The sequence below is a fragment of the Ruegeria sp. CDSC042 genome, from assembly GCF_059610745.1.
In genome coordinates, this window is sequence record NZ_JBXWOF010000006.1 from 40293 (window position 1) to 66167 (window position 25875).

General features: G+C 54.3%; 25 protein-coding genes. 11 read left to right on the forward strand and 14 right to left on the reverse strand.

The features are described from left to right. Window positions 1-457: 457 nt before the first annotated feature. Complete coding sequence (locus AC2FHX_RS13310; RefSeq protein ID WP_496702369.1) at window positions 458-1762, reverse strand: tetratricopeptide repeat protein; 1305 nt, start codon at window positions 1760-1762, stop codon at window positions 458-460. A 135-nt stretch (window positions 1763-1897) separates the two neighbouring features. Between AC2FHX_RS13310 and AC2FHX_RS13315 the strand changes: the two genes are divergently transcribed. The 5 genes from AC2FHX_RS13315 to AC2FHX_RS13335 all read left to right on the forward strand — a co-directional run bounded on the left by AC2FHX_RS13315 (window position 1898) and on the right by AC2FHX_RS13335 (window position 7713). After that, the gene (locus AC2FHX_RS13315; RefSeq protein ID WP_142639695.1) at window positions 1898-2176 is read left to right on the forward strand and encodes a hypothetical protein; all 279 of its coding nucleotides are present in this window, start codon (window positions 1898-1900) and stop codon (window positions 2174-2176) included. Window position 2177: 1 nt separating this feature from the next. Next, window positions 2178-3815, forward strand: coding sequence for a sulfatase-like hydrolase/transferase (locus AC2FHX_RS13320; protein ID WP_496702367.1), 1638 nt, complete (start codon window positions 2178-2180; stop codon window positions 3813-3815). Between the two features lie 102 nt (window positions 3816-3917). Continuing rightward, entirely contained in the window at window positions 3918-5585 is a 1668-nt protein-coding gene (locus tag AC2FHX_RS13325; protein WP_496702366.1) for a sulfatase-like hydrolase/transferase, read from the forward strand. 60 nt (window positions 5586-5645) lie between these two features. Beyond that, complete coding sequence (locus AC2FHX_RS13330) at window positions 5646-6890, forward strand: DUF3179 domain-containing (seleno)protein (protein ID WP_496702364.1); 1245 nt, start codon at window positions 5646-5648, stop codon at window positions 6888-6890. 70 nt (window positions 6891-6960) lie between these two features. Beyond that, window positions 6961-7713 carry an outer membrane protein gene (locus tag AC2FHX_RS13335; protein ID WP_496702362.1) on the forward strand — a complete coding sequence of 251 codons (753 nt, stop codon included), beginning with the start codon at window positions 6961-6963 and terminating at the stop codon, window positions 7711-7713. Window positions 7714-8223: 510 nt separating this feature from the next. On the opposite strand, the gene AC2FHX_RS13340 is transcribed toward AC2FHX_RS13335, so the two are convergent. Genes AC2FHX_RS13340 through AC2FHX_RS13360 form a run of 5 tightly spaced genes read right to left on the reverse strand, consistent with a single transcriptional unit; the run spans window position 8224 to window position 11864 of the window. Continuing rightward, entirely contained in the window at window positions 8224-8793 is a 570-nt protein-coding gene (locus tag AC2FHX_RS13340) for a TetR/AcrR family transcriptional regulator (protein WP_496702360.1), read from the reverse strand. Window positions 8794-8796: 3 nt separating this feature from the next. Next, window positions 8797-9855: a flavin monoamine oxidase family protein gene (locus AC2FHX_RS13345; RefSeq protein ID WP_496702358.1), complete on the reverse strand. Its 1059-nt coding sequence runs from the start codon at window positions 9853-9855 to the stop codon at window positions 8797-8799. Between the two features lie 3 nt (window positions 9856-9858). Next, window positions 9859-10542 (reverse strand): SDR family NAD(P)-dependent oxidoreductase, encoded by a 684-nt coding sequence (locus AC2FHX_RS13350; protein ID WP_496702356.1) that lies wholly within the window; start codon window positions 10540-10542, stop codon window positions 9859-9861. After that, window positions 10542-11210 (reverse strand): cupin domain-containing protein, encoded by a 669-nt coding sequence (locus AC2FHX_RS13355; RefSeq protein ID WP_271952720.1) that lies wholly within the window; start codon window positions 11208-11210, stop codon window positions 10542-10544. The genes AC2FHX_RS13350 and AC2FHX_RS13355 overlap by 1 nt, the downstream gene beginning before the upstream one ends. 33 nt (window positions 11211-11243) lie before the next feature. After that, window positions 11244-11864 (reverse strand): glutathione S-transferase family protein, encoded by a 621-nt coding sequence (locus AC2FHX_RS13360; protein ID WP_085822351.1) that lies wholly within the window; start codon window positions 11862-11864, stop codon window positions 11244-11246. A 356-nt stretch (window positions 11865-12220) separates the two neighbouring features. On the opposite strand from AC2FHX_RS13360, the gene AC2FHX_RS13365 reads away from it, so the two are divergent. Beyond that, on the forward strand, window positions 12221-12508 hold the full coding sequence (locus tag AC2FHX_RS13365) for a hypothetical protein (protein WP_496702353.1): 288 nt from the start codon (window positions 12221-12223) through the stop codon (window positions 12506-12508). Between the two features lie 188 nt (window positions 12509-12696). Here AC2FHX_RS13365 and AC2FHX_RS13370 read toward each other — a convergent pair whose 3' ends face one another. The 8 genes from AC2FHX_RS13370 to AC2FHX_RS13405 all read right to left on the reverse strand — a co-directional run bounded on the left by AC2FHX_RS13370 (window position 12697) and on the right by AC2FHX_RS13405 (window position 20439). Beyond that, window positions 12697-13140, reverse strand: a complete 444-nt coding sequence (locus AC2FHX_RS13370; protein ID WP_496702351.1) for a YqfO family protein — start codon at window positions 13138-13140, stop codon at window positions 12697-12699. 80 nt (window positions 13141-13220) lie between these two features. Then, complete coding sequence (locus AC2FHX_RS13375; RefSeq protein WP_496702349.1) at window positions 13221-13925, reverse strand: ArsR/SmtB family transcription factor; 705 nt, start codon at window positions 13923-13925, stop codon at window positions 13221-13223. A 346-nt stretch (window positions 13926-14271) separates the two neighbouring features. Further along, on the reverse strand, window positions 14272-15081 hold the full coding sequence (locus tag AC2FHX_RS13380; protein ID WP_496702347.1) for an NAD-dependent epimerase/dehydratase family protein: 810 nt from the start codon (window positions 15079-15081) through the stop codon (window positions 14272-14274). Beyond that, window positions 15069-15971 carry a hypothetical protein gene (locus AC2FHX_RS13385; protein WP_496702345.1) on the reverse strand — a complete coding sequence of 301 codons (903 nt, stop codon included), beginning with the start codon at window positions 15969-15971 and terminating at the stop codon, window positions 15069-15071. Before AC2FHX_RS13385 ends, AC2FHX_RS13380 begins: the two co-directional genes overlap by 13 nt. 52 nt (window positions 15972-16023) lie before the next feature. Beyond that, entirely contained in the window at window positions 16024-17019 is a 996-nt protein-coding gene (locus AC2FHX_RS13390; RefSeq protein ID WP_496702343.1) for a substrate-binding domain-containing protein, read from the reverse strand. A gap of 56 nt (window positions 17020-17075) precedes the next feature. Beyond that, window positions 17076-18038 (reverse strand): ABC transporter permease, encoded by a 963-nt coding sequence (locus AC2FHX_RS13395; RefSeq protein ID WP_496702341.1) that lies wholly within the window; start codon window positions 18036-18038, stop codon window positions 17076-17078. Between the two features lie 26 nt (window positions 18039-18064). After that, on the reverse strand, window positions 18065-19630 hold the full coding sequence (locus AC2FHX_RS13400; protein ID WP_496702339.1) for a sugar ABC transporter ATP-binding protein: 1566 nt from the start codon (window positions 19628-19630) through the stop codon (window positions 18065-18067). Between the two features lie 137 nt (window positions 19631-19767). After that, window positions 19768-20439, reverse strand: a complete 672-nt coding sequence (locus AC2FHX_RS13405; protein WP_496702337.1) for a GntR family transcriptional regulator — start codon at window positions 20437-20439, stop codon at window positions 19768-19770. 107 nt (window positions 20440-20546) lie between these two features. Here AC2FHX_RS13405 and AC2FHX_RS13410 point away from each other — a divergent pair, with 107 nt between their 5' ends. From AC2FHX_RS13410 to AC2FHX_RS13430, 5 genes are all read left to right on the forward strand, one after another. Then, window positions 20547-21416, forward strand: coding sequence for an SMP-30/gluconolactonase/LRE family protein (locus tag AC2FHX_RS13410; protein ID WP_496730853.1), 870 nt, complete (start codon window positions 20547-20549; stop codon window positions 21414-21416). 26 nt (window positions 21417-21442) lie between these two features. Next, window positions 21443-22477: a sugar ABC transporter substrate-binding protein gene (locus AC2FHX_RS13415; protein WP_496702333.1), complete on the forward strand. Its 1035-nt coding sequence runs from the start codon at window positions 21443-21445 to the stop codon at window positions 22475-22477. Window positions 22478-22560: 83 nt separating this feature from the next. Continuing rightward, the gene (locus AC2FHX_RS13420) at window positions 22561-24084 is read left to right on the forward strand and encodes a sugar ABC transporter ATP-binding protein (protein WP_496702331.1); all 1524 of its coding nucleotides are present in this window, start codon (window positions 22561-22563) and stop codon (window positions 24082-24084) included. Further along, the gene (locus AC2FHX_RS13425; RefSeq protein WP_058276294.1) at window positions 24081-25082 is read left to right on the forward strand and encodes an ABC transporter permease; all 1002 of its coding nucleotides are present in this window, start codon (window positions 24081-24083) and stop codon (window positions 25080-25082) included. The genes AC2FHX_RS13420 and AC2FHX_RS13425 overlap by 4 nt, the downstream gene beginning before the upstream one ends. Before the next feature lies 1 nt (window position 25083). Further along, window positions 25084-25872 (forward strand): SDR family NAD(P)-dependent oxidoreductase, encoded by a 789-nt coding sequence (locus AC2FHX_RS13430; protein ID WP_496702319.1) that lies wholly within the window; start codon window positions 25084-25086, stop codon window positions 25870-25872. The last annotated feature ends 3 nt before the right edge of the window (window positions 25873-25875 follow it).

A 25875-nucleotide genomic window follows, 5' to 3' on the forward strand; every position in this document is an offset into this window, starting at 1 on the left:
ATATCGCAGCAGGCGGGCAGTTGAGCGGGATCTGCAGAAATATAGATGGCGACAGCGCACCAGTGACCGTTGATTGCGAAGCTTGCCGCATCAGTAACACGTCCGTTCTGCTTCAAGACAGTTGTCCACGCTTCGTACAGACCACAGCAACGCGAACTTTCGAATTTATCGCCAAACGCGTTGCCGAGCGCAATGATCTCGATCCCGCGCGTTTGACCCGCGCCCTGCCTCACGCCTGATTTCATTACCTTTTATTGAAATCAAAGATGCCCGTATCCCGCTGGATGCGGCGCGATTGTGCTTGGAGGCCACTAAATGACTATTAGCGATACACCTGCGCTGTCCGAGGGCGGCGCAAACAAACTCTACTTCGCGGCATGGCGCTGGCATTTTTACGCTGGTCTTTATGTCATTCCAATCTGAGCAAATTGATTGTGACACATCCTACTGCGTAGAATCAGGGCCTGACGGTTCCTGACCAACCCGCAGCCTTCATTGCACCGATCAGCTCTTGAACTGGCTGTGGGTCTACAAACACTCGAGCCTTCAGTGCTTCGAGAGGGAAGCTTGGCCAAGTGTCCGAAAATACTTTTGCAAGCCGCTGAGCCTCTGCTTGTTCTCCGTTCCTCCAGTGGGCTGCCATAAGGTAAGCTGCGGAAATTGGTCCGAACGGCCCACCACGCGATATTGTTTCATCAAACGTCCTGATTGCGGCAGCATAGTCTCCCGTATGGAACTGAGCCGCACCCAATGCATTGTCAAATACAAGTCCCCCTCCTTGTGGGGCCAGGGCTCTATATCGCGCTGATTGAGACAAAACTCGTTCAAAATCAGATGTATAAAGGGAAATCAAGGCATCGAATTCAGCAGCATGTGAATCATCGGGTGCCAAACCTACGGCCCGTTGGGATAATCGAACTGCGCTATCGTAATTGCCCACCCCAAATTCAAACCAGGCTCGTGCTGAAAGCGGCCATGCTGCATCCGGAGCCAATTCCAAAGCATAAGCACTATTCTTGTCGGCCGCGTGCAAAAACTCATCAGAACCTGGATCGCCAGATTTCATGATGGCGAACATGGTTTCGACCTGAGAAGCGCCAGCATACCCCCCGTAATAATACGGATCTCGTTCAATTGCTGTTTGGAATATCAACAACGCAGGTTGAAGGCGTGCCAAATCTGTAACCGGAAAAATCAGATCCCGGCCAGCGTTGCTTAGGTTCATTGCTTCGACGCGGGCTGGCGACACGTCGTAGATCGCAGTTTTGCCAGTTATTGGAGCAACAGATTTCGAACCGCGGCCGATCAGAACACCGACTAGAATACCGGCTACTAGAAGTGAAAGCGAGATAACGACTGCGTAAGCCCGTCGCCTTCCGCGTAATGGTTGTCTGCTTCGATTGGAGCCCGGCAAAAACTCGGGTGCGTAACTTCCGACAGGCAATGAGATTACCAATTCGTCAGCGATCCCATTACTTTCATAATAAGCTTGGAGTTTTCGCCGAACACGTCCCGCATCCACGCGTACGACGCCTTCGCGTTTCAATAGCTCATCCGCGTCGTATCCATAAACATCCATCGCAATGGTTTTGGCGCGTATCTCGTTGGAACGACCCTCGAGCGATTCCATCACAACATAAGACAGAAAAGACCGCATGCGGGCGGACCCTTTGAATTCATCTGACTTCTGAACCCTATCCAACGCATCGCGCACCTGCTCGGCCGAGAACTGTTGAGTGTCATTCTGTTCCTGATCGTCCATGCTGACGGTCAAAGAACTATCCTTTCGCAATAAGGGTTTGTCGCCATGGTGCTACGGTAGCATGCGGCTTTATACGTTCAATACATATTCTGTTGGATGCATGCTTGGCAAACGATTGCCTGAAGGGCGCTGCCAATGACGGATGATGAGTTCTTTGAATCCCAATTTCCCGAAGCGGGTCGCCTGCTGCAGGACCTGCGGGCAAAAGACCAAGAGTTTGATCGAATTTGCCGCGACTACAAAGAGGTCTTCGCCGAACTGGCGGTGCCGCCAAGGTCGCAGTCTGTTCTTCAGATGCGCTATCTCGCCGATCTGGCAGAAAGCCTTTCGGACCTGCGCAGCAGTATTGACGGACGGTTGCAGGCGCATGGCCTTGATTCGGAATCGGTACGGAACAAAGATTTGGAGGTTTGACATGAGACTTAAATACATTTTGCCTGCGTTGTTGATTGGTGCCGGCTCCGCGCTTGCTCAGGAAACCCCGATTGTTCATGACGGCGAGTTCGAATTCCTTCGCGCGCAGTTTGGTGAGGCATGGGATGCGCAAGACGTTGAAGTCGACGCCAAGCTGACCGAAATTCGTGCGGCCAATGGCGGCAAGCCTCCTAATTTCCTCTACATCTTGATCGATGATGTAAGCTTTGGTCAGATGGGTGACCGCAAGATGAATTACGTCATGGGGATCGAGACACCCAGCATCAATCAGTTGGCTACCGAAGGCATGTCGCTGATGCGCATGTATACCGAACCCTCTTGCACTCCCACACGTACCGCCATGCTGACGGGGCGCCACCCAATACGCGCCGGTGTCGAAGAGGTCAAAGTGGCTTTGGTCGGAGAAGGTCTTCCGACCAGCGAAGTGACACTGCCGGAGATACTGAAACAAGTCGGCTACAATACGGCGCATATCGGCAAATGGCACCAAGGTGACATTGAGCAATCGTACCCACACAATCAGGGATTCGACTGGGCCGCATTTCCACTACACCAGCAAGTGCAGCTGAGCCTCATGATCCCCGAGGCAATGAGGTCCAACGCCATGCTCGGCTACGTGCCCGAGGGGCAGAACAATCAGTTCCTGCTGGATGAGCGCTTCAAGCCATATGGTCTTGTCACCGGTGTCGAGGCCGAAGCCGGTGGGCCCGCCCTGGAAGTAGACATGTCAGCCGGTGAGGTTTGGACGCAGGCCAAATATGAAGAGATGAACGAACGATATCAACGGCAGGCGCTGGAGCAACTCGAACGTGTAGCCTCCGAGGATGCGCCATTCTTCTTGCAATACTGGCCGCTGTACCCGTTGAACTTCGTCTACCCGGATCAGGCAATTTCACGAAATGGCGGGTTTCATGCCGACAAGCTGCAACTGCTTGATGGATGGATTGGAGATCTCTTGGCCAAGCTTGAAGAAACCGGCACGGCAGACAACACAATTGTTGTTCTGATGGCAGATAATGGTCTGATGTATCACTATGAAGGCTCATCCGGCCTGAACCAACTAATCTATCGCGGAGGCAAAACTCAGCATCTCGAAGGCGGAGTAAGAACCGATGCGTTCATTCGCTGGCCCGGTGTGATCGAACCCAACACTGCAGCTGGCGACATCGTTCATGTTTCAGATATCTTCACCACAATGGCGCGAATTGCCGGAGCCACCGCCTTTATCCCAAGGGACCGTGTGATAGACGGCATTGACCAGACGGCGTTACTGTTGAACGGCGAGGGGAACGGTCGGCGCGACTATGTCTATGTCTACGAAGGCCCTGTCTTGCGCTCGGTCGTTAAACAAGAATTCAAGATGCACCTTCCTGCCCCTGGTCAACCCGGCGCGGCTGCTCCAACCTATAACATCTATCGGGACCCTCGTGAGGAACACCCGTTGGTTGGCTACTCGCTTTGGGCCGGTGCATCTTTTCAGGATATGATAAAGCGCCACCAGAAGATGATCGCCAAATATCCACATTCAGAGATCGGCAAAGGTACCCCCTATGAGGGCATCGAAAACCTGCGTCCGGAAACTGAACTGACCCGTGATGTATTCATGAGCTGGCAGTGACGTCGCAAATTTAAGTAAATATTTGAATATAACGATGTTAAAAGTGGTTAACGCATCTAAGATCAAACACCGAAGCTCGGCTTCAAACCTGGGGGAGACGGAATGAAACTACAATGGCTTCTGGTTTTTTGTGCAGGCGTTACGGCACCACCTTTGCAGGCGCAGGAAGACCCAATTCAACACGATGCCGAATTTTATATTCTGCAGGCACAACATGCAGAACAATGGGCACAGGATGATACCGCTGTTGATGATGCTCTGGCCGCTTTTCGTGACGGTAACAATGGGCAGCCCCCAAACATAGTCAGCGTTCTGATCGACGATATGGGCTTCGGCGACATGGGCATCCCCGAGCTAAACGCTGTGCGAGGTTATGAAACGCCGAATATCAACGACTTTTCCGATCAGGCGATGCGAATGGTGCGCATGTATACTGAACCTTCGTGCACGCCGACCCGCGTGGCACAAATGACCGGGCGGTTGCCCGTACGCATGGGTATGGGCGACACAACGGTGGACATTGCCGGGTTTGGCTTACCGGAAAACGAGGTCACCTTGGCCGAAATTCTGAAACAGGCGGGTTATGCGACCAGCCATGTCGGCAAATGGCACATGGGCGATATCGCCGAAAGCTGGGCGATGAATCAGGGTTTTGACTATGCCCAGCACGCCATCCACCAACAGGGCCAGCTGACGATCTTCAATGATGATGCGATCAAAGAACAGGTCTCGGTCGCGATCCGTGACTATGACGACAAATATACGCTGGACGGCTGGTTCCGGCCGGACTCTGCCGCGATGATGACAGTCATCGAAGGGGAAACCGGCGGGCCCATCCGCGAAATTCGCATGGAAACCGGCGAACGCTGGAACGCTGCGAAGTACGATGAGATGAACCAGGGGTTTCAGGACAAGACGATGGAAGAATTGGATCGCCTAGCAAATGGTGAAGACCCGTTTTTCTTACAATACTGGCCGATGATCCCGCTGGACAACACCCGTGCCGGGCGGTCGGGGCCAGAGAGCGTTAATGGTGGCCTGTATGTGGACAAAATGCAGTTGCTCGATCAGTGGTTGGGCGACTTGTTTGCGCGGCTGGAAGAGTTGGGCTTGACGGAAAACACTGTGGTTGTGGTCATGGGTGACAATGGCCATTTCACCAAATACGCGCCGCAATCCGGGTTCACCCCGCTGATCTATGCTGGCGGCAAAGGTGACACGACCGAAGGCGGTATCCGAGTTGACGCCTTCATCCGCTGGCCCGGTATGATCGAGGCTGACGGGTTGCTTAACAGCATCATCCATGTCTCGGACCTCTATACCACTTTGTCGCGCTTTGCCGGAGCAGATCAGTATATTCCGCGGGATCGCCTTGTGGATGGGGTGGACCAGTCGGCCGCCTTGTTGTTCACCGATGAATCCAAATCTCGCCGCGATCACGTCATCGTCTATTCGGTGAACAAGCCCGAGGCGGTCGTGAAAGACCAGCTAAAGCTGAAACTGCCGGGACCAGGCGAAAGCGCCATTCTTGCAAAGTTCTTTGATCTCTATCGGGACACGCGCGAAGAATACTCGGTCTCGACCGAGGTTGGCGCCTGGGGAGGGCAGGAATTCGCACGGATTTTGGGCCGCCACATGGCCCGCAAAGAAAAATTCCCCGATACCGCGCCCGCCTATGGCGTGCCCTATGAAGGGATCGAGAACATCCGCCCCGAAACCCAACAGGCAGTTGAGGCTTTCATGATCAAGCGCGCGTCGCCACAGAAGTAAGCCTAATCCTTCGCAATAAACCTGTGAAGGACTGTGTTAATCAAGGTCGAGGGTCACAGCATGATTGGTAGCATAATATTCGCCCTGGGATTGATTGTGTCTTTCGGCATCGGCTTTGTCTATTTTCGCGATCTGGGCGACGTCTCTCAAATGTTGCTGAAGGTAAAGCGCGAGAATATGGTGCGCTTTATCCGCAATGAATATCGCCTGATCGGTATCGGACTTGGCGGGTTCGCAGCGGCAACACTTGCGCATTTCCTTTTGGGCGGTGGCCCTTTCTGGCTTTGGCTCATAGCGGCTGTGCTTACTCTTCTTCTTTATGGGTTTCCCTACGTTTGGGTGCATTTGGGTCTAAGGAACCAGCTCAATGACGCACAGTACTTTCCAATTAAAGAAGCCCGCAAATATGTCGGACCAACTGCGCCCGTCATTGTCATCGAAAACAACGGCCAAGCCCGCGCGCACCCGGATGCGCAGATTATGCGCCCTCATCTGGCCGGGAATGTAGATGGCTTGGGTGGCGAAGACGTGGTCATGACCTATTGCGCTATGGCCAATCTGGGTCAGGGTTACATTCCGCGAATAGAAGGACGACGGTTGAATCTCGAGGTTTTGGCCCAGCATGGCAATAACCTAATCCTGCGCGATAACGACACGGGCGAGCCGATCCAGCACATCTATGGTTTCCGCGAGGCGGACCGCGACCCTAACTCCGACGGTCCTGCCTGCCCCCTTCGACCCGAAGCGCAAATGGAGCCCTGGCCAACCTTTCGAATGACGTTCCGCGGGTTTCAGAAGGCCTATCCTGACGGTGAGGTATTTCTGAACAAGCCATCCCCGAACCCATTTTTGCGCCTGCTGGATATGATGACCGAGATCACGTTTGGCTGGGGCATCGGACGCCAGCATCAGGAAGACGCGCCCGTGATGGACAACATGGATCGTTCAGACGATCGGTTACCAAATAAAACCTACGTTTGGGGAATTACGATCGGTAAGGATGCGGTTTGCTGGACTGATGATTTCATCGTCGAGAACGAGTGGATCGTGAATGCCAATGTCGGCGGACGAGATGTCGTGGTCTGCTTGGATCCAAAGTATGAAAGCCTAGGCGTTTGGTACAACGACTTTGGTCAACCTGTGAGCCATTGCGATTTTTGGGGCCATTCAGATCAGGGTCAGCTAAAACGTGTCGAAACCCTGCGCGCAGGCGCATTCTGGCATGTCTGGTCCGAGTTCTTCCCGAACACAGATATTAATCGTGTCGGCAGCGGTTCGATGGCAACCGAAGGAGCTGTAGAATGAGGCCTAGGGCCAAACAACCACAAACCAAAGACCATTTATTCAAACTTGATTGTTTGACGGGAGGGACAGAATGATTTCGTCAATTTGGGTGAAAAGCTGCACTTGCGGAGTAGCTTTTTTTGCATCTGTGGCCACAGCGGCTTCGGCTCAACAATCCGATTGGTCATATGAGGCCACAATCTACCTGTTCATGCCGGAAACAGAGACTACATTGGACACACCTTTGGGCACTCTGGACGGTACGCTCAGCTTTTCGGATGCGTTGGAAAACCTCGATTTTGCCTTTATGAGTGCGTTCTCGGCCACCAACGGACGTTGGCTGATACTTGCAGATTACAACTACACAGACTTATCGTTCAGCAACAGCGCTCCTGGACCTGTCGGCTCGGGTCTGGAGACATCATTTACCACACAATACCTGAGTGGTTATGTTGGCTACAGAGTGTATGAAGCGCCAACTATCACCGTTGACGTCGCCGGGGGTTTCCGGTGGTTCAGCACCGAAACGGAATTTACCCTTCTACCCGGCGCGGCACCGGGGCGCACAACAACGGCAGACGATAGCTGGACCGACCCTGTCATCGGCGCCAGAGCACGGGTACAGTTCTCGGATAAGTGGTCGGGCTCCGGTTTTGTCGACTACGGAGGCTTCCGCAGCGACAGTGAAACCTGGCAGATTCTGCTGACGGCAGATTACGCAATCAACGACAGGTGGCTGATCCGCGGTGGTTATCGCTATATCTCATTCGATCATGAAATCGACGGCAACGACTTTACATTTGATCAGTCGGGGCCTGTGCTAGGCGCGACTTATCGGTTCTAAAATTCTTTGTTGGCGAACCCGAGACAAGGTTGTGATGTTACGAACGTCGTTTGATTGGCGCGATTCAATTGAAAAAAGGTTTAGAGAATCAAATTCGCATATGCCGTCAGATTTGTTTTCGTGCCTGACCCCAGATCTTGACCTCCGGCATCGATAGCTGGATGGAGTTTGTTGTAGCCTTAGAAAGGTTAGCAATGAATGAGACAAGTCTGAGGTAGCGATGCCACTTTCGACCGCGGAGTGAGAATTCACCTAGGCTAGCTTTCGCAATCGCAGCGAATGTCTGAAATGCGGGTTGCTAACGCAATATTTCAAAGGGCTGATGGATGTCGGCTATGGGCCGTTCAAATCGATGGCTAGTGGTTCTTGAACCGAAATGCTGCGCTGCACCCAAGGTCTTGAAAGAGCCCAAAACGACCAATGCTGCAGAGCGCAGCAATGTCTGTATTTGAACGTGCTCAAGTCCTAACGGACAAAAGCCAGTGTCAGGACGAAGGGTTGCGCATTGGTTTATTGAACCAATCGCTTGGACATAATCTGGACTGCCGCTTCAAACCTTTGCGGGTCCTGTGCCACTCGGGCTGCCAGTTGTGCGCCCTCGAGCAAAGGCAGTGTTGCGGCGGCTTCTGCTGCCGGATCGGCAACATGTAGGATCGTTCCATCGCCCTGACCCAGTGTAAATACCCTCGCAAGCCATTCGGTCATCATTGTGCGAAAACGGTTCATCTCGGCAATCGTGTCTGCTGATAGATTTTCTGTACTGGTCGAAAAAGACACGCACAGGCACAAGCTTTGACCACCTTCAAGTGCGCCACGATACCGCTTGATCAAAGCGGCCAAGCGCGTCGCCCCTGTTGCATGGTCTTGATCAATCTCGCCACAGGCGGTTTCCAAATCTGAATAATACCGCTGCATCAGCGCGACGGCCAAAGCTGCCTTGCTGGCGAAATGATGGTGAATGCTGGCCTTTGTGATTCCGACGTCGGCGGCCAGGTCGGCATAGCTGAACCCATCAAAGCCACGCCTGCGCGCGGCCCGTTCAGCCGAATTGAGCAGAGTTGTCTTGGTGTCGGTCGCCATGTGTTATCCAAGATTTTGGGCGTTTAGGCTGTGTAGGACATTCTCTGCCGCTTCCAAAGCACCTTCGATATAGCCGCCGAAAACCGGGGCGACCTCTGTTCCTGCGAAATGCAGCTTTCCGTTCCACAGATTGCTCATCGCCTTCGGTAGACCGTATGTCGGATGGGCATATAGCGGTGCCTTATCCGCCTCAGTTGCAGTGTAGGGATCAATGGCCCAGTCTTTCAAGTAGAGCTTTTGGGGCTCGGCGGCTTCAGGCCCGAACAACCGTGTTAATTGAGCGTGCAGGTGCTGACGCAGCAGTTGTTCGTCCGCGCGACCTTGGGGCGGTACACCGATGAAGCCAAATAGCGCGTATGGTCCACCCTCAGGGGGGGATGCATCATGGATTTCGACCATCGGTCCTTTCCGGCTCATTGCATCACCGGACAGTCCTTGTTTGCGCCAGAATGGTTTGTCGTACACCGCAACAGCCTTGGCCTGACCTGCCATCCATGTCGCGATGCCTTTCATGGTTTGGGCGGCTTCGGCAGACAATGCGGGCGAAAATGCGATTTCGGCCGCAACACGTGGGGGCACAGCGAGGACAGCTTGATCCGCGTGGATCTGTTCGCCCTTTGCCGTTGTTGCAATGAATTGATCGCCGGACATGTCAAGGCTAACAACCGGCGCGTTTAGCTGTTTGCGATGATCCGGTAGGCAGTTGGCCAATGCGTCTGTCAGAGCAGCCAACCCTCCCTTTAGCCGCCATGACCCTTCCATTGATGAAAAACCCTGCCCGCGTTGCACGTTGCCATGTTCATCCTCAAAGGTCTGAGCGCCATCGGCGAATTGGTCGAACTTTGTCAGACCAAACCGATCAATCAGAGCTGCAATACGTGGCTGGCCCGGCCAGAACCAGGCAGGCCCCATGTCAAAGTAGCCTGCCTCCAGATGCTGCGTCATGATTCGCCCGCCAAACCGCGGGCGGGCCTCAATCAGCATATAGTCGCGCCCTTGCGCCTCAAGACGTTCGGCTAAGACAAGCCCTGACAACCCGCCGCCGACAATCAGCGTTTGCATGCGCTAGAACCCTTCGAATGCTGGGCGCAGATCTAGCTCGTGCGTCCATGTGGATTTGGGTTGGCGGGCGAGGCTACAGTAGGCCTCTGCGATGTCCTCGGGCTTCATCATCTTGCCCGGATCAAGGTTGTGCAGGTCCCGAGATCGCGCTGTATCAATGATACCGTCCAGAATCGCGTGGCAGACATGAACACCTGCTGGTTGATACTCCCGTGCAAGCGATTGCGTCAGGCCGCGCAAGGCGAATTTTGCGCTGGCAAAGGCCGAGAATCTTGTACCACCCCGCAAGGACGCTGTGGCGCCAGATACAATGAACGTACCACCGCCAGCGCGGACCATCGGTTGCAGTGTCGATTGGGCAAGCAAAATGGCAGACTGCACCATCGATCCCCACGTGCGTTGATAATCAGCAAGCCGGGTTTCTGCGAAAGGCGCGATGATCAGTTCGCTCGTGTTGTGGATCACAACCTTGGGCGGGCCATGTTCTGCGATAACCTGTGCCAGGATGCTGGGAACGGCACTCTCGTCCGTCAGGTCCATCTCAAAGAACTGGCCAATCACCGTTTCAGGTTGCGTGCGTCCCAAGCCAACGGCAGCAAAGCCATCTTTTGTGAAACGGGACAACAGGGACTGACCAAGGCCAGCCCCCGCGCCGGCCACAAGGACCAAAGGTTTATCAACACTCATCAGACGGCAGGCGGTTTGGCGTGGGGCAAATGACCCGTCTTGATCCACAGCTTTGCCCCATCAGGGCCAGCCGTTGCAGACAGTTGATCGCCTTCCGGCAGTCGCAGCCATGCTCCTTTTTCAAGCGTATCGCTGCCTTCGGTGACGGAACCGGCAATCACCAGCATTTCGATCCCACCCACATCGGTATTTTCCAGTGTCGCGCCTGCATCAAGGTGGCTGTAGGTCACTGTTTCACGCGCATCACGGTGTAGTTCAGCCGTTGCGACACCATCCACAGGATCGGTCAGTTCTTCGGCCATGGTTTTGCGAAACTGATTGCGGTCGGCCATGTCGAACTGCCACAGCTTTACAAAGATCGTGCAGCCCGGCTCTGACCCCGGCGTATGTGCAGTGGTGGGAGGATTGCGCACATATGTCCCTTCGGGGAAGTCGCCATGTTCGTCCTGAAATACACCATCAAGCACGATGAATTCTTCGCCACCTGTATGGGTGTGTTCCGAAAATTTGCTGCCCGGCGCATAGCGCACAATCGTCGTGGCACGGGCAACTTCGCCGCCGATGCGGTCCAGCATACGCCGATCCACACCGGGCATAGGCGAAGCGTTCCACTCAAGCTGTTCAGAGTGAACAACCACGCGTGTTTTAAAGTCTGCGTTCAGTTCCATGTTTTTCCTTTCGACTTGAGTGGTATCGCGTCTTTAACCTGCGATGCTGGGCCGTGCCGAGACCTTTGCCCGCCATGCCGTCAGATTGGAGAGTGTTTCTGGAATGTCGACCTTGGCAAAGTCCGCAAAGGCAAGACCGGCAAACGCCGTGATATCAGCAACCGAAAACTCAGAACCTGCCAGATATTCATTGTCAGCCAGAACTTCATCCAAGTAAGCCATTGTCTGACCAGCAACTTGCTTTTGCTTGTTACCCCATTCAGCACATTGATAGGTCTCAAGGTCTGGACCAAGACCTGGTGTGGCATGGTGAAAGTAGGTTCCCACAGCATTCAGCAGACCATTTTCTGCACGCAGGTTCATCATCGAAATTTGCGCACGTTGTTTTGGTGTCTCTCCGGTCAGCGACGGGCCTTCGAAATGATTGTCGATATATTCTGTAATCGCATTGCACTGCGAAATATGTGTACCGTCCGCCAGCTCAAGGCAGGGCACAACGGCATCGGGGTTCTTGGCTTTGAAGGCCTCGGTGCGATGTTCGCCACCCATCACGTCAACCGGAACGAATTGGACCTGGTCTGTTGCGCCTTTTTCAGCAAGCGCAATGCGCACACGTGCGGGGTTTGGGAAACCCTCAGTATCATAGATTTTCATGTTGTCTCTCCTTGGGAACAAATACCAACCTACTAGTAGGTAGATATCTTGGGCAAGATATACTTTGGTCGTTGCGATCACAAAGTTGTTACGATGATAAGTTCAGCAGCCTCTGGGTTTGATGCCAGCTTCCTTCGAGCGGTCATTTGTGTCGTCCTAAAGAATGACAATAAAGTCCCTCAATGTGTGAGTTCGAGCAGCGCCAAAGTTTGCACTTGCAGCGAATGACCGGAATGGGGGCTGCGACCGCAGAATGTCAGCAGGGTGCCGAATGTCTCTTATGGGCCGAACCAAGAGTTTTCTAGGTCTGCTAGAATGCCCCCTGAGACGCATACGAAAAACCTACGGTACCCGATATGCCACAGCTGATGAACCTGCATGAGCTCATTAAAGATCAGGACCTGGCACCCGACCTCATCGGGCATATTGATGGACTTTTGGTGTTAAAAAGCAAAACCAAGGAAATGGGCCGTGGACAACGCATAGCGATCCTTGACGATTTAATACACGATCAAATGGCGTGGGCAGCCGTGGTGAAAAAGAACGAAGATCGCCTCGACCTCATGGCCGAGGGTAATAACTTGCTGCGGTACATCGTTAGGGAAAATGCCACGGCCAGAATTGCCATTATCGAAGGCATGTGACAGCAGATCGGGCATTCAACGAGAGACCGGTGCATATAACACCCGAACCGCGATGTGCAGGAGCTTTCCGCTATTGCCTTGTTTCCAGGAAATCAAAACCGGACCCTAGTACAGCGTGCGGCGAAGGTCCCAAAGGAGCCCTTCCTACTTATTCGTTGGGGTTCGGAGATTGCTGAGTTCAACCTCACTTACCAGTGCTCTTTTGGCACCCAATCTTCGGTCTCGTTGTTCCAGAACCTGTTAGGATTGTCCTCGTCCATTCCCCGGATATGAAGCGTCCGCATGCACGGTTCTACGAAGATCACCGGCTCTTCGTAGGGGTGTGATGAATAGATGTTTCTTAGAACCTGCACGGTTTTGGCTTCGTTACTGTCCAGAAAGAATGACAGTTCCACACAGGGTACCTCGACAACCTTTGAGGTTGCCATGTTGCGCCCACTCCCCAGGGATCTGAATTTTTGCATTCCCGGCGCGGTCTGATAGGTGACGCAATCGTAGTCGCCATATTTCAGAACGTCATCGACCAGAACCGCGTCAATGATCTTTTGCGCATGCGTATCTGGCACCTGGACAACGATCCGCAGACCGTTTTCGGGAACGAACCTGTCATTTTCGAGTTTGGGCAATGTCATGTTTATCTCCAGCAGCTTCTGCCGAAATAGCTCGCATTGGCGATGCTGTGGAAAATGACGGTTCGTTATCGGCCGAACTGTCAATTGTCGTCCGAGCCGTCCAGAGTCTTTTTGCTCAGGCCAAACCAGCGTTCGAGCGCATCGAACCCGTCGTCGGAAATGGTAAGAGCGCGACTACCGGTCCTGCGCTCCAGCCAGTTCGCTGTCAGTGACTTCTGCATGATCGCTGTGGCCAGCGGGCCGGAAATGTGGTGCCGACGCTCTGTCCAGTCAAGGCAGAGTTTTGCCGGAGGTTTCCCCGATGAAACAGGTGGCGGCTCGATACCGATATCATCGAGGAAATCCTGATAGCGAGGTCCGGATGTCAAAGCGCCATCTTTGAGATTCAGCACATTAAGGGCAACAAGGCGCTTCGTCATCAGGACGCCGAGCTTACCAGCGATATGATTGTAGCAACTGCGTGCGCGTTGTGTGTCTGTCGCGATCCGGCCGGGCCGAGACAGGTGGTCGGTCGGTGACAGGGTAGCCAATCCTTCCAGCACCTGGGCAACGTCAGCGCTTGCCACCCAGTGATAAACATGCCGACCGCTTCGCAAAGAAGCGGTCAGACCGGCAATTTCGAGTTGCTTCAAATGGGCACTCGCGGTCTGCGGGCTTATCTTGGCCGCACAAGCCAGCTCTTTGTTGGTGAATGCGCGCCCGTCCATCAGTTCGCACAGTATGCGGGATCGGCTGGGATCGGCGAGCGCGGCCCCGATTATATCCAGTCTCGGTTCGATTGCCATGCAAGACAGATTAAAGACAGAAAATGAATGCAGCCAGTAATAACTGTTCGATGGTGAACGAAATGAGCTTTAAAGCGGACGCTGATCATGTGTCTGTGTTTGTCCCGCTAGAGAGCCACTGGCATTAGTCCCACTGAATCGCCACTACTCAACCAGAGATCGCTTCACATAACACCGGTTCAGCGATGTTCGCAGTTTGTTAAAGCGCAGCGATTCAGCCGAAGATTGCGAAATCTGCCGCTCATGACGTGGGGCGTCGACAACCGCAATGCGAACAACGCTTACCTCAAGGCTAGGTTTCGGAAACTGAATGCCCAAAGCAACAACAATGGCTGGGCCTTGTACTTTACCAATCCGGAAAACGTGTGGTGAAATAATTTGGGATACGGACTGAAAACAGGCGCTTCAGCGCAGACCTAAAGGCAATGCCTGTGGTAACTTTTGCCGGGCTCCCATCTTTCGGAGAATAGCCGATCACTTTCTGCGTTTCGGTGATATCCCAACGCATGCCCGGGTTATTCGACATCAAGTTCAGTGCTGCAAAGGAAACGTCTTTTGCATCAATTGCGGCGCGCATGCCGCTTAGGAAATCCCGATCGCTCAACCACATTTCCTGGCCCCATCGGCCCATCGCCATATGCGTGCCGGGTTGGTTGTCGTGGGTCCATTGCGTCCAGCCAATACGCAGGCAAATGACAGACAGTCCGTGATGCTCGGCGAAGTAAGTCCCTGTCTGTTCACAGAACAGTTTTGACATTCCGTAGGCGTTCACCGGGCCAGGTGGTGTCTTACTGTTGAGCGCTTCATGCGTGAACCTCTTGTCGCCATGGATCCAATTGGAACTGGCAAGTACCACGCGACTGACACCCATGGCGACCGCATGGTGATAGAGTGTAAGGGTTGCATCCATATTGTGCTTGATCGCTGAGGGCCAAGTGGCGGCCGGCTCTCTGTCACCGGCAAGATGCACGACTACGTCCACGTCCTCGAGCAAGCTGATCCAACTGCTATCATCAGATAGATCCGCAGTGTGAATATTGGGATGATCGGCGGGTCGGATGTCGATGCCGGAAACCGTGTAGTCGGGATCACTTTCGAGCGTGTCGAACAGTTTGCGCCCAAGATGTCCACCAGCGCCTGTGATCAGGACATGCATAACAGGAATTCCTTGTTGCTTGTAAGACCCGCTGGCATTTGTGGCTGGTCCTCGTCCGTCAAGACGCGGAACATCTGCCTAAAACTCAGCGTTTCATTTGGGGCGAGGTTGCGCACGGGGGAGTGCCACTCTGCTTCACAGTAGGCGTAATCGCCTGAATTGAAGACCTCGAATGGATAGTGATGCGCAAATCGGTCACCTTGCCGAGGTTCCGGTACTGAGCACATCAACAAAGGTCCATCCGTTCCGCACTTTATCAGCGTCCGGCTGTTGGGGTTCGGAAGTCCGATCTTGAATTCCTGCAGTCTGCTACAATCCACGACAGTGCTTCTGCTGTGCGTTGCAACCATCTGTTCGGCAGAGCCGAAAACAGGATAAAACGCAGGATGATCCATTTCGGCGCCGATCTTGGTTGGGGTGTTAAGCATCATGACCGACCAAATGCCAGTCAAACGCGAGGAAGTTCCATGATTGGCAACGATATGTTCAATGTCCCAGCTCTTCTCAGAAGTCAGTGTGATGCGACGCGAAACAGATAAGTGAGATATGGGACAGACGGCGCTGGTCATGTCGATGCGAGTGCTGGTTCTAGAAGTGATCTGATAGGAGCCGCTGTCCAGCACGGGAAACGGAGCGCCGTTTTCCCAAGACGAGTCCGGGGCGATCCATGTCTTCTCGCCTCCCCAAAGTGGAAAGCCAAATTGTGGAGAGCGTGTAGGCAAATCGGCGAGCCGGGTGTCGTCGATCTCCACTCCGTCAAGATCTGGGTTTTGAAAGAGGAGTGAGCTCCCTTGAAAACTCACGTCCCACAGACGGCCGCCGATGCCTGGCAGGAGTGTCAGTCGCAGATCACACTGCTGTAGCTGAAGAACACTCCATCTGTCCGGCATGTTTGCTCCCTGACGGTGTTCCGGCGCGACATGGCCGCGCCGGGATGAAAATTTAGACGTGCTTAAACTGTGCGACATTCTCGGACGTGATCGGCATCACCCCGGTTTCGACGCGTTCAGGCAGCGGGTTGATCCCGGCGGCCTTCCAATCCGGCAAGACCTTCAACGCATCGGTATTTTGCCAATGCATCATGTGGAAGGCGAGGAATATCTCCAAATAGGACTTCTGAGCCACAGCACCGTGTATGGTGCCGTCTTCGATGTAGGGCAGCATGTCGTCATTACGATCCATCGCGACGATCTTGATGTCCTTGCGACCCGCCTCGTTGACCGCAATCGCAGCGCCTTTGCCGCTGTCGCCGTCTGTGCCGCCAATGCCAACAATATCGGGGTTTGCCTGAATGGCTTGAAGATAGGCTGTCGGAGCATAGGACGGGTCGGCCTTGTCGTTCACAACATCGACGACTTCGATATCCGGGTATTTCTCAGCGAAGATTTGTTTGTAACCCTCGACCCGCTCCAGCGTGGAAGGAGCGGGAAACGTGCCGAGGATGACCTTCCCCTGGCCGCCAATCGCTTGCGCCAGCATCTCGCCGCCGACACGTCCTGCCTGAACGCCGTTGATGCCAAGGAACGTGGATCGGGGGCTGTCGGGGATGTCACCTATACAGCATGTGATTGGAATCCCGGCCTCGACCGCGCGTTCAACGCCGGGTGCCAAAGTAGCCGGATCACCGGGGAATATGAGGATACCTGCGGGGCGTCTGGCGATCAATTCGTCCAGTTGGCGTGCTTGCGCTGCAGTGTCAAAATCTAGGGGGCCCGTGAACGTGGCCTTGATGCCCATCAACTCCTCAAGATCTTCCATCGCGTTGCGATAATCCACCCAGAACGGCACTTGTGTGACGATGGACAGAAAAACGTATTCCTTGCCAGCGGCTTGCGCCATGGCTTCCTTGGACAGCATGGGCAGTCCGAAAGCGGCGGCCAGTCCCGCAGTCGTGCCCGCTGTCAGCAACCTGCGCCGATTTACTTTCAATTCGGTCATCGTAGTCTCCCTGTTTTGGATCTTTGGTTGTTGTTGAGTTTTGGAGAGCTTCGGGCCTAACCCCGTTTGCTTCGGATCAGCATGTCCAAGGCGACTGCTGTGACGAGTACACCGCCGATGACGATCATCTGCCAGTAGATCGATACGGCCAGCATCGTCATGGTGTTGTTGATTAACGCGACGAAAACGACGCCAAGGAAAGCTCCAAGGATAGTGCCTTCTCCTCCTCGTAATGATGCGCCGCCGATGACGGCAGCCGCCAGAACTTGCAGTTCGATGCCATTGCCGGCCGTGGGCGTACCGCTCATCAGGCGGGAGGCCAGCAAGACACCCGCCAGAGCAGCCAGAATACCGGTCAGTGCGTACAGAATGATGCGCACGCGTGTGACGTGGATGCCCGATAACATCGCGGCTTTTTCATTGGCACCAATGAAATAGACCTGACGGAAGAAACGCGTATGGCGGACGGCCAGGTCAAACAGGATCACCAGCAGAATGGTGAACAAGACAATCACCGGAAAGCCGCTGATGTCAGCTTTGCCGATCCAGGCGAAGGACGCCGGCAGGCTGGATACTGAAAACCCCTCGGTCAATACGAGGGCAATACCGCGTGCGATCGACATCGTTCCGAGCGTTGCTATCAACGGATTGATCCCGAGGCCGGTCACCAGCACTCCGTTCACCACGCCCACCATGCCACCTAGAATGAGCCCGCATGCTACGGCGAGCGGGATTGCCATACCGGTCAAAAGCAGCATGGCGACGACGGTGGAAGACAGGGCCATTACCGAACCAACCGACAGATCGAAACCACCGGATGCAAGCAGGATTGCCATGCCGATCACAATGATCGCGGTCGGTGCCATGCCCACGGCCACCGCGCGAAAATTCGAGAAACTCAGGAAGTAGGGGTTGATGTTGGACATCACGATGATGATGGCGGCGATCAGGACGATCAGCGTCAGCTCACGAATATCAACAAAGGCTTGCAGGACACGGCGCAACAGGGGTGGTTTCATGGGCAAATTGGCTTGAGCTGTCATAGTCAAGTCGCGACTCCTGATTGATTGGTTTGGGTTGCATCCACCGATGGAACAGAGTTTCCGGCGGCCAATTGAAGGAGCGTGGTCTCGGTTGCGTCAACCGCCGCAACATCGCCCATGAGGCGACCGTCGTGGACCACAAGAATGCGCGTAGAGAGAGAGACAAGTTCAGGGAAATCGGATGACACCACGAGGATGGCCATACCTTCGGCGGCTCGACGTAAAAGCTCTGTGTGAATCTGAAATTTAGCCCCGACATCAACACCTTTTGTGGGCTCCTCGATGATCAGAAGAGCTGGAGAACGTTTGAGCCATTTGGCCAGCATGATCTTTTGCTGGTTGCCCCCTGACAGATCGCCAACAAGTTCGGTAATCCCGCTGGTTTTGACACTGAAGGCATCAATGGCTGCCTGGCTGGCTGCTTTGATTGTGCTGGCACGCACGAAGCCAACAGATGTGTGTTCGGAAAGACTGGCGGCGATCAAGTTGTCACTAAGCGATTGTTCCAGAAAGAGACCTTCGGTCTTGCGTTCCTCGGGGACAAACCCGACACCAGCGCGCATCGCTTGCCGCAAGGACGCAAAGCTGACTGGCTTGCCATGCAATCTGATTTCGCCTGTCGCGCCATGCATCAGTCCAGCGATGGACCGGACAATCTCGCTGCGGCGGGCGCCCATTAGACCGGCCATACCAACGATCTCTCCGGCTTTTATGGAAAACGAAATGTCTTCAAACTCGCCGGGGTGCGTCAGGTTCTTTACATTCAAAACCTCGTTGCCGCCGCCTTGATCCGAACGGGTGACATCACCGGGATGTGCGCCGCCGATCATCTCGGCAACGACCTTTTCCTGTGAGGTTTCTGACACGGGCAATGTGCTGATGCGGTGTCCGTCGCGCAGAACAGTGATGCGGTCTGAAATCTGGAAGATCTCGGCCATGTGGTGACTGACATACACGATGCCAATCCCCTTCTTTGTAAGGGACTTTAAGACGTCGAATAGTGCGTCCACTTCATCGGGTGCCAATGCTGAAGTTGGCTCATCCAAAAGCAGAACGCGGGAGTTCAGTGACAACGCCTTGGCAATTTCTACGATCTGGCGGGAGCTAATCGGAAGGCCGTCAACCGGCATGGAAACATCAATATCCAGACCGAACTCCGCCAACAACGCTTCCGCCCGACGACGCAATTCAGGCCAATCGACGACACCCAACCGGGTGGGCACGCGGCCTGCGAAGATGTTTTCCGCTACGGAGAGGGCACCGGCGAGGCTGAGTTCCTGAAAGACACAGCCAATACCGAGTGATTGCGCATGTGATGGGCTTTCAATCAGCTGCTCGTTGCCATCGCACAGGATTCGCCCGGCTGTGGGCTGGTGAAGTCCATAAAGAAGACCGAGGCAGGTGGATTTCCCAGCACCGTTTTCACCACAAAGCGCGTGAACTTCACCGGGTCTCAACTCGAAGTCGACACCGTCCAAAACAATGTTCGTTCCGAAGCTTTTGCCAACCGCTTCCAGTTGAATCAGTGGCTGTGACCTCAGTGCGTCATGTTCCATTGCAGGTGTCATACAAAGCTCCTCCCGCTTTTTTGATTGGCATCTGATATCTCAGATGTCAATCAAAAAGAGATAGCGGTGAAGCGGAACAAGAAAGGGGCGGTGCCGACATGGCCCGCCCCCCTTCAAAAACTCAGCTGTTCTATGCGTCAGGGCGCAACGGCTCCTTCGAGAACGATTGCAGCGCTCTTGTAGGCCTGCCGCGTGCGATCAATATGTGCCGTAAGAAGAGATTTAATCTTGGCCATGTCCCCTTCGCGCACTGCAATCGCAATCTTCGCATGTTCATCAAAAGAGAGTTCGGTGTGCTGCGGCAGCTTCGCCAGGTGGGTTCGCAATGCTGCAATCTTACCGATGTATCGGGTATAGCTAGCCGTCAAATAATCGTTCCCGGCATGTTCGAAGATCAACTGATGAAACGTGGTATCTAGTGAAAGGTAGCCTTTCTCGTTGCCTCGCCTGCGTTCTCGCTCCATTTCCGTCACGACACGTTGCATTTCACTGGCCAGTCCTTCCGGGTCACGCGACAATGCCAGTTCGAAGGCGGCTGTTTCAATCGCTTGTCTGAAGTCGCAGATCTGGGTGACTTCCGGTTCGGACAAGGAAAACACGCGTGCGCCTTTTTGTGGTTCGATGCTGACCAAACCTTCGTCACGCAATTGAGCGAGCGCCTCGCGGACCGGTGACTTGGACACGCCCAGTTCTTCGGAGATTTTTCGCTCTGATAAAACCTGACCCATCTTCAGGGAGCCATCGATAATGCTGTTCCGCAAATGCTCCAGTGCGAGTTCACGCAATGATTTGGGTCTCTCAAGGGCCATCTGGGGATATCTCCAAAAAAGGTGTTGCCAGATGCAGGATATCTGATACACCAGATTAGGCAAGCTGGTATATCAGATATCAGAAAGCGATAGTGGAGGTCAAAAAATTGCGCGCAGAGTTGGTGGTCGACTGCAAGAACCAGCACGGGGAAGGGATTTTCTGGAACCCAACCGATGGGCTTGTCTGGTGGACCGACATCGAAGGCAGCGCGCTTTTCTCATTTGATCCGGTAACTTCGAAATGCACGTCTCATCAGATGCCAGAGCGCGTATGTTGCTTTGCTGCGCGGATCTCTGGAGGGCTGATCGTTGCTTATGCAGATCGTGTCGTTTTGCTCGATCAGGCCATGAAAGAAGAATCCCTCGTCACCCGATTCGAGTCGAATAACCCGGAGACGCGATTGAATGACGGGCGGACTGATCGTCAGGGGCGGTTGATTGTCGGGGGGATGAACGAAGTCTCGGGTAATGCCGATTCGTCGGTTATTTGCGTAGACACGGATCTGAACGTGCGCACAATCATCGAAGGGGTGTCTTGCGCCAATTCGACCTGCTTCACGGCGGATGGAACTACAATGTTCTTTGCCGATACCCCGGATCGGGAAATCGTGGCGTTCGACTACGACACCGACAGTGGATCTGTTTCGAACCGTCGGATGCATGTTTCTTTCGAGGGCGAACCTGGCCTGCCCGATGGGTCCTGCGTGGATGCAGAAGGAGGCGTCTGGAATGCCGAATGGGAAGGCCATCGCGTTGTGCGCGTTGCACCCAACGGCACGATCAATCGCGTAATCGAGGTGCCGGTCTGGAAGCCCACCTGTTGCGCATTCGGCGGTCCAGACCTCGACACGCTTTTCATTACGACATCGCGGTTAATGAGTGACGAAGCCGCTTTAACAAAAGAACCGGATTCCGGCGGTCTCTTCGCCGTGAAACCCGGCATTCGCGGCGTGATCGACACGCCGTTCAACGGATAACCAACGAATTTCTGGAGGAGAAAACAATGTTGAAAACGCTTATGAGCACTACGCTTGCCGCGGGATTCGTCACGCTGGCAACAGTCGTAATGGCCGAGAACTATCCGACACCGGTGCCGTTGCAGGACGGGGCGCAGGCTGCGATTGATGCGATTGAACCCAAGAATGACACGTTCCGGATCGCGTATATGCCACCGGCGACCGAGTTCAACTACTACATCGCCATTGGTGAGGGCATCAAAGCGGTCGCTGCGGAGGCCGGGGTCGAAGTCTTCATGCTCGCGCCTCAGTCTGGCGCGGATATCAACGGTCAGATGGGTATGATCCAGGATGTACTGACGCAGGATGTGGATGCGATTATCTTTGGAACGCATGATGAATTTGCTGCGGCGCCGCTACTTAAGCAGGCCGTTGACAAGGGCATGGCTGTTTTGATGATTAACTCGGACATCCCGAACTTTCCGACTCCGATCCACGGTGTGGTCGGGTATTCTCAGCGCAATGGTACTCAGGCCATCGCTGATTGGGCCATCGAGACCTATGGCGATCAACCATTGAAGGTCGGCATCATCGAAGGGCAGCCAGGGTATCACTCAACCGAGCGGGTCGGTGGCTTTCTTGACGGCATTGAGGGCAACGACAACTTTGAAGTCGTTGTATCCATCGATGGCAAATGGAACGTCGAAGGTGGCAACACAGCTGGCATGGATATCCTGCAGTCGAACCCCGATCTCGACATGATCTTTGCTGCGAATGACTACATGATCATTGGAGCATCCTTTGCTGCGAAAGCACTCGGCCGTAATGACATCGTTCTATTGGGCAATGATGGCGACACGTCCGGCCTCGAAGAGATCGCGGCGGGCAATATCACGGCAACCGTCAACACTTCACCATTCCTGATGGGTAAAGCGGCAATGCACGCCACTATTGATGCGCTTAACGGGTCTTATCCCGGTGGCTGGATCGAAACGCCCACATCGATTGAGGACAAGGATGGCGCGATCAGTGTGCTGCAAGAGCCTGAAAAGCTCTTCCCACAACCGTCCAAAGAGTACTGAGCCATCTCCCCGCTTCCCGGTGGCGCGCGTGCGTGCTGCCGGGTTGCAAACCAACCGAATTTCATTTTGTCGAGGCATTCGCAATGACACCCGCAACGCCCCTTTGGGAGTTTGTCGATATTACCAAGGCCTATCCCGGTGTTTTGGCGAACGACAAAGTCTGCATCCGGCTTATGCCCGGTTCCATTCATGGGCTGCTGGGCGAGAACGGCTGTGGCAAGTCCACGATGATCAAAACCTTGTCCGGCGTACAGCAACCAGACAGCGGCCAAATCCTGTACAATGGAAAGTCTGTCACAATCAGCGACCCGCAGGCGGCGCGCGATTCGGGCATCGCGACAGTATTTCAAGAATTCTCGATCGTGCCGACCTTATCGGTTGGCGAAAACATCTTCCTTGGCAATATGCCTCGGTCTCGCTTTGGTGTGATCGATTGGGCCAGGGTCTACGATGAAGCCGCCCGCGTGTTGGCGGAAATGGATGTCGATGTTTCACCCGAAACTATCACCGGTACGCTGTCGGTAGGCGAGCAACAGTTGGTCGAGATCGCGAAAGCCATCGCGATGGATGCCCGCATGATCATCCTTGATGAGCCAACTGCGGCATTGGGCGAAGATGAGATTGAGCGCCTGCACCAGCTTTTGCGAAATATGCGCGAACGCGGCACCGCCATCCTCTATGTTTCTCACAGGCTCGATGAGGTTGAGCGGATCGTCGATGAAGTGACGATCTTACGCAACGGATGCGTTGTGCGCGCAAGTGGTGAGACCAAGATCACTGTCTCTGAGATTGTCAGCGCCATGGTTGGTGAAGACATTGGTGAGCATTATCCCAAAGAGCAGAACGCCACCGATGATATTGTGCTGGAGGCGTCCGGTCTGGCCACAAAATCAGGTGTGAAAGATGTTTCGTTTTCACTGTGCCGAGGCGAGGTTTTAGGCTTGGGTGGCGTCTTGGGCAGTGGCCGCACAGAAATTGCGCGCGCGCTGTTCGGGACCGACGAATTGATTGCCGGGCAAGTAACGCTGAACGGCAAACCGGTTCACTTCCGCCGGGAAATCGATGCGATCCGTGCTGGGTTGGCACTCGTTCCGGAAAACCGCAAGTTTGACGGGTTGTTCTTCAACTTTCGCGCAAGCGGGAACGTCACTGCAGCGTCTTTAGGCGAGCTAAGCCGGTTCGGAATCTTGAACCTTAAGGTGGAAGATCAAGCCACCCATGATCTGATCCGCGATCTCGAAATCTCGACCCAGGCCGAAGGAAAAACGGTCAATTTCCTGTCTGGTGGCAATCAGCAGAAGATCGTGATCGCGCGCTGGCTGTTCTCTGCCTCGGACATCCTGATCCTCGATGAGCCGACACAGGGGATCGATATTGGCGCCAAGATTGCCGTCTACAAGCTGATCAACAGGCTCACCCGTGCGGGTAAATCGATCATCCTGATCAGTTCGGACCATGACGAGTTGCTGGCGATGAGTGACCGGATTGCCGTTGTACAACATGGCACAATCGCGCGCACGGTCGATGCATCTGAGCTTACTCATGACGATCTAGTGCGCGCTTCCGCCGACATTCCCCATTCCAAGCCTGAGGAGGCTTTCGCATGAAGCGGATCTTTGACACTCAATTGATTGGGCCATTTGCAGCCATGGTGATCGTCGCCCTGATTGTCGCCCTTACGACAGAGCGCTTTCTTAACCCAGGCAACCTGTCGAACCTGTCCTTGCAGGTGAGCATTGTGGCGTTGATCGCAATTGGATCTACCATCGTGATTTTCGCGGCGGGCATTGATCTGAGTTCAGGGTCGATGGTGGCCTTGCTAACCATGATCCTTGCGCAGTTGTTGAAATTCATCGGTATTCCGCTGGTTTTGGCGCTGCCACTCATTCTCTTTTTTGGCGGGTTGCTCGGTCTTTTTATCGGATTGATAACCGCCTACGGGCGCATCCCGTCGTTCATCACCACACTGGCGGCATTGATTGCCTTTCGAGGCCTTGCGCTGACCTTCAACAACGGCTCGCCGATCTTTTCGCTGGATCCAGCGCTAGAGCCGATCTTTTACGGTAAGCTGTTCGGCGTTCCATTGCCGTTCTTCTACCTCGTGTTCTTCTATGCCCTTGCCGCGTTCACGATGAACTTCACAAAACTCGGCCGCGAGATCTATGCCGTTGGTGGCAACCCAGCCGCTGCCGTTCTGACGGGCATCAACGTCCGTAAGGTTCAGACCACGACATTTGTCATCGCGGGTTTCATGACGGCTGTCGGGGCCATCCTGATGTCGGCGCGCCTCAATTCTGGTTCGCCCAACTATGGCCAGACGCTGGAACTGCAGGCCATTGCTGCTGCTGTAGTTGGGGGCGCCAGTCTTGCAGGCGGGCGTGGCAACATCCTCGCCACACTGATGGGAGCGATGACGATCGTTATTGTCCAGAATGGCCTTAACCTGAACGCGGCGCCGTCGTCCGTTCAGAACATCGTGCTGGGCCTGATCATCCTGTTGGCCGTTGGAATAGACATGTGGCGCGCGGAAATCTCGGCCCTCATGGGGCGTATATTCGGCCGCTCGTCGTCACAGCAATCATCAAGCATTAAAAAGGAAGCCTGAGATGGATCTGGGACTTAAAGATAAGCAGGTTCTGGTGACCGGTTCAGGTTCCGGCATCGGCAAAGCCACTGCCCGGGTCTATCTGGAAGAAGGCGCGCGGGTCATCGTGCATGGCCTGACCGAGGCGGAAGTGTCCGCCTGCGTCGATGACCTGTCATCTCTGGGCGAGGTTGAAGGCATTGCGGCCGACCTAACAAAAACCGCTGATGCGGATACTCTGGCGGATTTCGCGCAAGCGCGCGGTACAGTTGATGTGCTGGTGAACAATGTCGGCATCTTTTCGGTCAAACCGTTTGAGGATCTGACCGATGACGACTGGATGCATTACTTCAACATCAACGTCCTGTCCGCCGTTCGGATGAGCCGGATTTTCCTGCCCGAGATGCTGCGCCGAGGGGAAGGGTCCATCATAAACATGGCCAGCGAAGCAGCGGTCAAACCTCTACCCCAGATGGTGCATTACTCCGTTACTAAAACTGCCATGTTAGGTCTCACGCGTGGCATGGCAGAGTTGACAAAAGGGACGAAAGTCCGGGTTAACTCAATCCTGCCCGGTCCAACCTGGACCGAAGGTGTCGAGGCCTACTTTGACGGCCTCGCCGATCAAAAAGGTGATCCGCTCGACACGATCGTCGACAATTACTTCAAATCGGATGAGCCAACCTCCCTTATTCAACGCTTCGTCCAGCCAGACGAGGTCGCCCGCATGATCGTCACAATCTCGGCCAGCACTGCCTCCAATGGTTCTGCGCACCGGATCGAAGGCGGCATCGTACGTAACATTCTTTAACTG